The sequence below is a fragment of the Sphaerochaeta sp. genome (assembly GCA_022482495.1).
Classification (GTDB): domain Bacteria; phylum Spirochaetota; class Spirochaetia; order Sphaerochaetales; family Sphaerochaetaceae; genus RUG023.
In genome coordinates, this window is record JAKVPA010000009.1 from 75112 (window position 1) to 84897 (window position 9786).

Consider the following 9786-nt stretch of genomic DNA (forward strand, 5'->3'; position numbering starts at 1 on the left):
GTGAAGTACTTGGCGTTTGGGGAAATTCTGTTCGATGTGTTCCCGGACAAACGGACATTGGGAGGCGCGCCGCTGAACGTGGCGGCCCATCTGTCAAAACTGGGAGGGGAAGGCGCCATTGTCAGCGCCGTAGGCGACGATGAGCTTGGACGGGAAGCAAGGAAAGAGATCATGTCATTCGGTCTGGATGAATCCTATCTGAAAACAAGCGCGTATCCTACGGGACGAGCCGATATTTCCCTGGTTGGGAAAAACGCTGATTATACGTTCAACGAGCCATGCGCGTGGGATGACATTACGTTGGTGAAAGCCCCTGAGTCCCGCTACGACTTGATCTATTTCGGCACGCTCGCCCAGCGTGGCGCGACGAGCAGGGACACGCTGGAAGATCTCTTATCCTCCGTCCCGTCCCGGGAAGTCTTCTTTGACGTCAACATCCGGAAACGCTTTTATACGGAGGATATCATCCACCGTGGCCTGGAATACGCCACCATCCTGAAGATGAATGACGAGGAACTTCCGTTGATCTCCTCCCTTTCCGGAGGACCGGAAGCAAATGAGGAGCGGATGGTCCGGTTCCTGATGGACGAGTACCGCATCCCGGTGGTCTTGCTTACCAAAGGAAAACATGGGTCGACGTGCTACCAGGAAGACAAGAAGATCGACATGCCATGCGGGGACGTCCCTGTGGCGGACACCGTCGGCGCGGGAGACAGTCTGTCAGCGGGATTTCTTACTTCCTATCTGGCCACCAACGACGCGAAGAAAGCGCTGGCCGTCGGCTCCACCCTTGCCGATTATGTCTGCGCGCATCGTGGAGCGATTCCTCCGTATGACCAGCAGATCACCCGCTTTCTCCTAGAACAAGGAATTCCGGTACGAAGGTGAACATGGTCCATAAGCCACTTCGCCTGGTCATCTCCGACATCGGGGACGTATATGTTCGCTGGCACGGGGTTATTTCCCGTATCTGCCAAATTTATGGCCTTCCCAAAGAAGAATTCACCTCTTGGTACCTCAACGGGTTCGCCACCATGTTGTATGAGGGGATCCTTCCCATCGAGGAATTCTGGAAGACGGTGAACATCACCTATCATGTCAACGTGACCGGAGATCCGTTCACCACCTATTTTGACGGTACGCCGATCAAAGGAATGGAACGAGTATTCAAGGCGCTGAAGGCCCATGGCATCCGCCTCGTCTCGGCATCCAACACCTACGCACCAAACTGGGACGTCTGTTTCCGGTACGCCGATATGTCAGTGTTCAGCGCCCACTACCCTTCCCACCTGCTGCATCTGGCAAAGCCCAGCCAGGAATACTTCCACGCGGTCCTGGACAAAGAGCGCGTCGCACCGGCTCTCTGCCTGTTCATTGATGACCGTGAGGAAAACATCAAAGGAGCGCAAGAGGCCGGCATCCCTTCCTACCAATACCTGTTCTCTGAAGACCCGGACGCGACCAATCTGGAAGCGTTTCTCAACCAGAGGTATGGGTTCACGCCCCCTTTGGCGTGATACGAATACAAAAAAAGATCCAGAACCGAAGTCCTGGACCCGATTTGGACGAGATTGGGATTGAACCAACGACCCCCGCCGTGTGAAAGCGATGCTCTCCCACTGAGCTACTCGTCCGAAACAATGTCATCCTACTAAAGAACCGAGTCTTTGTCCATAGGAAAAAAAGAAAACCCGTTACACATCACGGAAGGAATGTCCGTTGTGGCACAACGATGCTCTTCCATGGGTGGGATAAAGGAGACAAGGATGCGGTTGGCCCGGCGAGTTTCGGTTTCATGTGATGGACGAAATCATCCACGCTGCTTTCGTCCATGATGATGAATTCATCGTCGTCGATCGTCTCCCCTTTGACGAGCAATTCCAACAACCGTTCTTGGGATTTTTCGGAGACCACTGCCATGTACGCCCCCAGAGATACATTGAAATCGTACGCCATCGCCACAATTTGCGCCAAATTTGCCCAATGCTTGTAGTTGTCGTTGGATTGGTGGATGATGGAAGTGTCTACACGATGATACCGTTGCCGAAACTCCATGGATCTGTTTCGGGACGTTTTACGGAAGTACGCGTTGGCTCGAGCGAAACCAGTCCGGCTGAACAGCGGCATCGCGTGGGGTGTCTCTTGCTTAAGTGCGTCCAACCAATCCTCATGTTGAGCTCCTATCGCGATCAAAACAATGGAAAATGGATAGAAGTTCCCGAGCTTTTTTTCAAGAAGATAACTCTTCAATGTACGCTCTGAAATCCGGCATGCGTCACTGAGTTGGGGAATCGACAATCCACTTCGATGAATGCTTGTCCCTAAAAACCCCGCCGTAGCCTCACTCACAGCATCAAGCGCCCCTACCAAAGTGTCGGAGAGGGAAACCATGTATCTTTCTCCTTGTGTGTTTTCAATTTTTGAGGGAATTGTACAATGGAAAAAACAAGGTGTAAACAACAAATATCAGTTTCCGCTCATTTGAAACATGTCCCGTGTAGCTTGTTGATATAGCGCCAATCTTTTAGGTATACTTACCCGTATGTTGGAGAAACTGCCAGAATTCCGCAAACAACTCGAAGAACTCGACGAAAAGCTTTCGCGTTCCGACGCGACACGGGACATGTCCGCGTACAAAGCCCTGATGCAGGAACGCGGGCACCTCGCTCCCATCGTGGACAAGCTGACCGAGTTGGAAGCGTTGGACAACCAGATCAAAGATGCCGAAGCGCTCCTTCGTACGGAAAGCGAGCCGGAAATGGTCGCATTGGCGAAAGAGGAACTTGCCGGCCTTTCCAAACAATACGAGGCATCTGAGGAACAAGCGAAAATCATGCTGGTCCCCCCTGATCCCTTGGAAGGCAAGAACATCATCATGGAGATTCGGGCAGGAACTGGTGGTGACGAAGCCGCGCTGTTCGCCGCCGATCTGTTCGACATGTACAAACGGTATGCTGAGATCAAAGGTTGGAAAATGGAAGTGCTCAGCGCCAACCAGATCGATTTGGGCGGATACAAGGAAATCATCGTCTCCATCAGCGGCAAGGATGTGTATGGCTCACTCCGTTGGGAAAGCGGTGTGCATCGTGTCCAACGGGTTCCGGTAACGGAGAACGGAGGAAGAATCCACACATCCGCGGCGTCAGTCGCCGTGCTTCCCGAAGCGGAAGAAACAGATATCGTCATCCGTGACGAAGACATCCGCATCGATGTGATGCGAGCGGGCGGTCATGGGGGCCAATGCGTCAACACGACGGACAGCGCCGTGCGGATCACCCACATCCCAACCGGTCTGGTCGTCATCCAGCAGGATGAGAAAAGCCAGTTGAAAAACAAGAACAAAGCGATGCGGGTACTTCGGGCACGGTTGCTCGACCTGGAGGAGTCCAAGAAGAACGCCGAGCGCGCTGCGGCGAGAAAGAGCATGGTGGGAACCGGCGACCGGTCGGAGCGGATCCGTACCTACAACTTCCCTCAGAACCGGCTTACCGACCACCGCATTGACTTGACGTTGTACAAACTTGACCAGATCATGGCGGGAAACCTGGATCTGGTGATCGATCCGCTGAAGATCGCCGCGGGAGAAGCGGCGCTGAAGGATATCTGACATGGCATGGCGGACCTGGGAAGCGATCCGCTTCGTCAGGCGCGCGCTCACAGAAGCCTCCGTGACGCCGACGGCGGATCTGGAGGCGAAGCTTTTGGTGGAACACGCCACGGGATTGAGTCCGACCGAGCTGGTCACCCGGCGCGACCAGCTTCTCGATGACAACGAAGAAACGGAACTGCGGAATCTTCTTTCCAAACGATTGTCCCATATCCCCATCGCCTATCTCTTGGGACACCGAGAGTTTTACGGGTTGGATTTTCTTGTCGATCCCCGCGTGTTGATCCCTCGCCCTGATACGGAGACGTTAGTGGAGACGGTTCTCCGCGTAACCACTCCTTCCCCATCTCTCAGGCTCCTGGATGTGTGCACGGGAAGCGGTTGTGTCGGCATCACGCTCTCCCGGGAACTTCATTGTCCCGTCACGTTGGCCGACATCAGTACCGACGCGCTTGCCGTCGCAGACAAAAACGCGCAAAGGTTTTGCGATGTTCCATATACGCTTGTCCAAAGCGATTTGTTTTCCCACATTGACGGCATCTTTGACGTCATCGTATCCAATCCCCCTTACCTCGCTCCTTCCTGGATTGAAGAGGCGGACCCCCAAGTCAGGAAAGAACCCATCTTGGCGTTGGATGGTGGCAGTGACGATGGGCTTGATCTGATCCGGCGCCTGGTTCCCGCCGCTGTCGAGCACCTCACCCCTGGAGGGAAGCTGTTTCTTGAGTGTGATGACCGGCAAATCAATGCGGCGAAGCGACTTCTACTTGCCAATGGGTTTGTGAATGAGTACAGTGAAAAGGACCTTACAGGCCAAGAACGCGTCGTTTGGGGAGAGATCGCATGTACGACCAGCTGATCGAACGTTTCATCCAGAAAGCGTTCAAGTATCCCAAGGAAGACCAGGAAAAGATCCTGGCCGCGGCGACGTTCGCGGCAGAGAAGCACGCGAACCAGAAACGGGCCAGCGGGGAACCGTATCTGATCCACCCATTAGCCGTCGGCGAAATCCTGATCAAACTGAAAATGGATGCCGATACCATTTGCGCCGGGCTCCTGCATGATACCATTGAAGACACGTCCACTACGTACGAGGATATCCAGCACCTGTTCGGAAAACCGGTTGCGGACATGGTGGAAGGCGTAACGAAAATCGGCGCGCTGAAGACAATGAACAAGAGCGCGGCGGAAGCGGAAACGATTCGCAAGATGTTCTTCGCCATGAGCAAGGACATCCGGGTGATCATCATCAAGCTGGCCGACAAACTCCACAATATGCGCACCCTTCAGCATCTCAAGCCGGAGCGAGCCAAGGAGATCGCCCAAGAGTGTCTGGACATCTACGCGCCACTGGCGGATCGGCTTGGCATTTCCTGGCTGAAAGATGAGCTTGAGGATCTTTCCCTGAAGACGCTGAAGCCTGATGTCTATCAGTTTATCCAGGACTATCTGATGGGCAAGAAAGGTGAGCAGACCGCCTATCTGGGACGAGTGGAAAAATCCATTTACCGGGCCTGCAGCGAGGCGCAGATCTCCGATATCATCGTTTCCAGCCGTGTCAAGCACGCCTACTCCGTCTACATGAAGATGAAGAAGCGGAAAAAGGAAATCGATGAGATATTCGATATCCTCGGCGTGAGGATCCTGTGCAATTCCGTTACGGAGTGTTATGCGATTCTTGGTGTCGTGCATAGCCTTTGGCCCCCGATCGAAGGGCGATTCAAGGATTACATCGCCATGCCAAAGGCGAACAACTACCAGAGCCTGCATACGACGGTGATGTCGCTGGATGGGAAGCTGTTGGAGATTCAGATCCGCACCAAGGAGATGAACTATACCGCCGAATATGGTGTCGCCGCCCACTGGGCGTACAAGGCGGAATCAGGCTCAGAAAGTGGCGCGTGGTCCAAGATGGACAGCGAACAATTCTCCAAGATGATCTCCAAGCTCCAGAGTTGGTCAAATGAGATCGAGCACAGCGAGTCGTTCATGGATGACATCAAGGATGAAATCCTAAAGGACACCATCTATGTGTTTACGCCTCAGGGTCACATCATCGAACTGCCGGCAAACGCGACCGCTCTTGATTTCGCCTATCAGATCCATACGGAGGTAGGCAATCATACCGTTGGGGCGAAAGCGGATGGTTCGATCATCTCTTTGGACACCCCGCTGAAGAATACCCAGGTCATTGAGATTTTGACCAGTCCGAACGCCCATCCCCATGTCCAATGGTTGCGCTATGCCCAGACGTCTGGTGCGAGAAAGAAGATCAAGGCATGGTTGAACAAGTACGACCAAGATATTTTGATCGACAACGACATTATTGCCAAACGGAAGAGCGAGGAACCCCAACCTCCCAAACAAGAACAACAGACGACATCCACCTTTGTTCCGGATGCGGATGGTATTGTCCGTCATGTGAACAACAGCGGGCTTTCCAAACTGAAAGTCGGTGATGAGCGAAACATGATGATCCATCTCGCCCGATGTTGCAATCCTGTACGAGGAGACGATATCGTCGGATATATTTCACGTGGTCGAGGTATTATTGTCCATAAAAAGGATTGCCCAAACCTTCGGCACATGAGTGAGATGGAAGACCGGGTCATTGATGTTGAGTGGGAAACAGGCAATCCTCGGCTTACACGCAATTTTTCCATCATTTCCAAACGCACCAATGATTTGTTTGGAGAGATTGAGGGTGCTATCCATAAATACCAAGGCCATTTGATCAGCGGAAACCTTCATGACAACCCTGAAGGCCGGTTGATTGGGAATTTCGCCATGGAAGTTGCTCATGAGGAGGATTTCAACAAAATCATGAAGAGTCTGAAGACCATTCCATCCATCGTTAATATCACGACGATCAACTGAGGCGAACGCATGAGAAATCTCTTTGAGACCGCTTTTTATCTTGTATATCTTGTCATTGTCATGACGACAGGAAGTGTAATGGTACGAAGGTGCCATGGACGGAAGCAGTACTGGTTGTTTGCGGTCGCTTCTCTGTTGCTTGGTACGGGCGATGCCATGTATCTCCTTCCACGGGCCTATGCGCTCAGTATGGGGAATCTTGAGACAAATGCTTGGGTCAGTGGAATCGGGATGCTGGTTGCTCTTCTTTCCCATGTGACGTTTTTTGTGCTGCTCTATCATGTAGCCCGTCTTCGTTACCGGATTCAAGGTCACATTCCATTCATGGTGTGTGTGTACATTTGTGCAGGGGCAACCTTTGTACTTCATGTGCTCCCACAGAATCATTGGATTACGCGTTCGCCCTCATGGACAATTGGAATTGTACGAGCTATCCCATATATCGCATTAGGCGTTCTTGTCTGTATCTTTTTCGCAATTGAATCAAAGAAAGCTAATGACCAACATTTCCATTGGATGTCTTTGGCAATTGCTTGCAACTATGCTTGTTATATTCCAGTAGTCATTTGGATCCGCTATGCTCCTTCTCTTTGGGTTCTTATGATTCCTCAAGCCGTTACGTTCGTATGGATCATCACCATCGGGTTCAGGGCAATGAGCGGGGAAGCAAAATAGAAAATCCAAACATGTAATCACCAATTATTGTTTCTTCCATTATGCAGACTTTGTTTTTTCTTGCCAAACGAACAGTGTTAGCATACAATAAAACTAACATCATTCGTATGGAGGTATTCTATGGCTCAGAAACGCATTTCAAAAGACATCATTGTTCATGGCGCGACAGAAATGATAGAAGAGATGGGTTATGGGAATTTCTCTTTACATGAATTGGCTTATCGCTTAGGAGTAAAACCATCTTCACTTTATAATCATATGAAGAATCTGGAAGATCTTAAGAAAGCTATTAGTCTCTGCGCAATCGAACAACTCCAAAATGTCGTTCATACTGCAGGGGAAGGAAAAGAAGGGAAAGAAGCTCTCGTTTCTATAGCCATAGCAATACGCAAGTTTGCAAAGACAAACCCTGAACTCTTTAAAACAGTTTTTATTCTGTCCGCTAATGAAGGAGGTATGGAACTTGAGCGACTCATAGATAAACCTCTCGCAGAGTTCACATTAGCACCCAATGACGCAAAACATTTTATTAGGGCATATAGTGCTGCTGTTTTTGGATATATACAACTGGAGAACCTAGGATATTTTAAAAATGCTACAGGGACAGATGCAAGTTTTATTGCAATGGTGGCATTGCTTGTTGCATCCCTCACTCCCGCGAAAAAAGTGAATTAAGCAAAATTGATGCCCTCTTTTTTCAAGAGGGCATCACAAATGATTAAGAAAGTTTTTAACTTTCTATTTTACTGTAAAAGTAACAGGCTGGCTCCAAGAAACACCATCGCTATCTGTGACTTTGACAGTCGCATCTATTTTATCTCCTGGCTGTCCACTCACCAACACCAAGAAGCTTCCTTCTCGTTTTTCCTGTGGACGGATATATCTTGCTGAAAGATTGGAAGAGAGAACACGCAAACTTTGGTTGGTACTCTCCAATGTTACCGTAACACCACTCAATGTTTCGTTTCCCTGGTTACTCAGAGTGAACAAAACAGAAACCTGTTCGCCAGCAGGAATCGTCAAATTCTTATAATATTTGGTATTGATTGCATCAAAACGAATCGACTTCCAGGATGCACTATAAGAAGCGCTTGCTACCCCATCAGGAAGAGAAACGGAATCTGTCGTCAATTTCTCTCCTGTATCATTATTGTACCAGCCATCAAAGATATAGCTTGAATCAGGGGCGACAACAGAAGGAACTTTAGCAGAATTCCCTTGTGTTATCTGACTTAGGTTCGTAACTGAATCAGAGAATTTAATTCCATCTTGGAAAATTGCATAAAGGTTTTGGTCAGTATAAGGCATTGAAATTTCTTCGCCTGCTTTATACTTCACTTCATCGGGAGTAATCCCCCACCCTACAAAAATTCCATTATTTCCACCAATATCTATTGTTGGAAGAGTAACTTTCTCGCCTGGCTTGATAGAAATGGTTTGACTATATGCAACTTTACGATTTTCACTTTGATTAGATAATGTGAGCGAAAGAGTTGGATGATAATATTTGCTGTTTTCAAACAACCAATCAGCCCACTGCGCTTTTTCTTCCCCTGTTGCATTTGCCATCCGAGTGACTAGCATTTCTGTTTGTTCAGCAGAAAGTGTCGGATCAGGTAAATCCTTAATTTGTTGCAAGGTAGCATAATACTTTGTTGCATTGTTCTGATTGAATGCCTTTTGTAATTGCTTTCGAAGATCTTGATATTCTGAAATGTATTCATTTTGCATTTCTTCATACGCTTTTTTTACATCAGAATAGCTTGTAAGTGACAGGTCAAGCACCTGAAATGATTGATATTTCTTTCCACTTAATGATTCGGCGGAAAGGCCACTAGAAATGAACACCAACACTAGCAAAATAACTACCAAACGGAAACCATGTACTTGTTTCATAGTACTTTCTACCTCTCAATGAAAAAATATACTCTGTTTAAGAAAGAAGTTAAGTGCTTTTTTTCATTCTTAACAATTCTTCACAATCAAGAAACTGCAAACTTTTTCTAGTGTATTGTCAATTCCTTAATTCACTATTATTCTGGCATTAAGGAGGAAGAATATGAGACAAATAGATTTGGCATGCATTATCAGACAAGCTAGGGAGCGAGCTGGATTTACACGTATTGCACTTTCTCGTGCAATTGGTTTATCAGATTCTATGGTGAGCAAATATGAAGCAGGATATACCAATCCTACACAAGAAAATCTCGTTAAACTTTGCTCAATCCTCGGGTTAAAATATCCTTTAGTTTGCAGAGATGGAGAACCTGAGTATTGTTCACACACACATATTGTGAAAAAGAAAAAAACACATTACACAAATTTTAGAATTTCTTGACATTTATTTATCTTGCCACAAATTAAACTTTATTTTGTGGCAAGAAAAATTGCAAAAAGAAAAACAAATTATTCTGTTTGGTGAATTCGCGCCTTTTTTATCCATCTGCCATAATACGTTCTTTTATTACGCACCTTGCTTTCTCACAAACTCCACTAATTTTTCAAACGTTACCTGTGCTTCTGGCAAATTCATTGAGAATTGGTATTCATGATTCAGTCCTGCTCCTGGGTACATCACCAATTGAACATCAACACCCAATGTATTCAGTTGAGTTGCAAAATCATAC

10 protein-coding genes and 1 tRNA gene are annotated in these 9786 nt (G+C 48.3%); 8 read left to right on the forward strand and 3 right to left on the reverse strand.

From position 1 onward, the window contains the following. Together LKE28_09990 and LKE28_09995 are read left to right on the forward strand one after the other, a co-directional pair. Entirely contained in the window at positions 1 to 888 is an 888-nt protein-coding gene (locus LKE28_09990; protein MCH3908541.1) for a carbohydrate kinase, read from the forward strand. 2 nt (positions 889 to 890) lie between these two features. Next, entirely contained in the window at positions 891 to 1517 is a 627-nt protein-coding gene (locus tag LKE28_09995) for an HAD-IA family hydrolase (GenBank protein MCH3908542.1), read from the forward strand. 45 nt (positions 1518 to 1562) lie between these two features. On the opposite strand, the gene LKE28_10000 is transcribed toward LKE28_09995, so the two are convergent. Next, positions 1563 to 1634: transfer RNA gene (locus LKE28_10000), tRNA-Val, on the reverse strand. Positions 1635 to 1701: 67 nt separating this feature from the next. Further along, entirely contained in the window at positions 1702 to 2391 is a 690-nt protein-coding gene (locus tag LKE28_10005; GenBank protein ID MCH3908543.1) for a hypothetical protein, read from the reverse strand. Positions 2392 to 2542: 151 nt separating this feature from the next. Here LKE28_10005 and prfA point away from each other — a divergent pair, with 151 nt between their 5' ends. From prfA to LKE28_10030, 5 genes are all read left to right on the forward strand, one after another. Next, the gene (prfA, locus tag LKE28_10010) at positions 2543 to 3607 is read left to right on the forward strand and encodes a peptide chain release factor 1 (GenBank protein MCH3908544.1); all 1065 of its coding nucleotides are present in this window, start codon (positions 2543 to 2545) and stop codon (positions 3605 to 3607) included. Between the two features lies 1 nt (position 3608). Beyond that, positions 3609 to 4466: a peptide chain release factor N(5)-glutamine methyltransferase gene (gene prmC, locus LKE28_10015; GenBank protein MCH3908545.1), complete on the forward strand. Its 858-nt coding sequence runs from the start codon at positions 3609 to 3611 to the stop codon at positions 4464 to 4466. After that, complete coding sequence (locus LKE28_10020) at positions 4451 to 6484, forward strand: bifunctional (p)ppGpp synthetase/guanosine-3',5'-bis(diphosphate) 3'-pyrophosphohydrolase (GenBank protein ID MCH3908546.1); 2034 nt, start codon at positions 4451 to 4453, stop codon at positions 6482 to 6484. The genes prmC and LKE28_10020 overlap by 16 nt, the downstream gene beginning before the upstream one ends. A gap of 189 nt (positions 6485 to 6673) precedes the next feature. After that, complete coding sequence (locus LKE28_10025) at positions 6674 to 7159, forward strand: hypothetical protein (GenBank protein MCH3908547.1); 486 nt, start codon at positions 6674 to 6676, stop codon at positions 7157 to 7159. Positions 7160 to 7279: 120 nt separating this feature from the next. After that, positions 7280 to 7834: a TetR/AcrR family transcriptional regulator gene (locus LKE28_10030; GenBank protein ID MCH3908548.1), complete on the forward strand. Its 555-nt coding sequence runs from the start codon at positions 7280 to 7282 to the stop codon at positions 7832 to 7834. A gap of 63 nt (positions 7835 to 7897) precedes the next feature. On the opposite strand, the gene LKE28_10035 is transcribed toward LKE28_10030, so the two are convergent. Beyond that, a complete protein-coding gene (locus LKE28_10035; protein MCH3908549.1) occupies positions 7898 to 9055 on the reverse strand; it encodes a hypothetical protein in 1158 nt (385 codons plus the stop codon). A 163-nt stretch (positions 9056 to 9218) separates the two neighbouring features. Here LKE28_10035 and LKE28_10040 point away from each other — a divergent pair, with 163 nt between their 5' ends. Continuing rightward, positions 9219 to 9497, forward strand: coding sequence for a helix-turn-helix domain-containing protein (locus LKE28_10040; GenBank protein MCH3908550.1), 279 nt, complete (start codon positions 9219 to 9221; stop codon positions 9495 to 9497). The last annotated feature ends 289 nt before the right edge of the window (positions 9498 to 9786 follow it).

Excerpts from the sequence above, each read along its gene's own strand:
- LKE28_10035 (MCH3908549.1), bottom strand. The coding sequence starts at position 9,055 with ATGAAACAAGTACATGGTTTCCGTTTGGTAGTTATTTTGCTAGTGTTG.
- LKE28_10020 (MCH3908546.1), top strand. The coding sequence starts at position 4,451 with ATGTACGACCAGCTGATCGAACGTTTCATCCAGAAAGCGTTCAAGTAT.
- prfA (MCH3908544.1), top strand. The coding sequence starts at position 2,543 with ATGTTGGAGAAACTGCCAGAATTCCGCAAACAACTCGAAGAACTCGAC.
- LKE28_10030 (MCH3908548.1), top strand. The coding sequence starts at position 7,280 with ATGGCTCAGAAACGCATTTCAAAAGACATCATTGTTCATGGCGCGACA.
- LKE28_10025 (MCH3908547.1), top strand. The coding sequence starts at position 6,674 with ATGGGGAATCTTGAGACAAATGCTTGGGTCAGTGGAATCGGGATGCTG.
- prmC (MCH3908545.1), top strand. The coding sequence starts at position 3,609 with ATGGCATGGCGGACCTGGGAAGCGATCCGCTTCGTCAGGCGCGCGCTC.
- LKE28_10005 (MCH3908543.1), bottom strand. The coding sequence starts at position 2,391 with ATGGTTTCCCTCTCCGACACTTTGGTAGGGGCGCTTGATGCTGTGAGT.
- LKE28_09995 (MCH3908542.1), top strand. The coding sequence starts at position 891 with ATGGTCCATAAGCCACTTCGCCTGGTCATCTCCGACATCGGGGACGTA.
- LKE28_10040 (MCH3908550.1), top strand. The coding sequence starts at position 9,219 with ATGAGACAAATAGATTTGGCATGCATTATCAGACAAGCTAGGGAGCGA.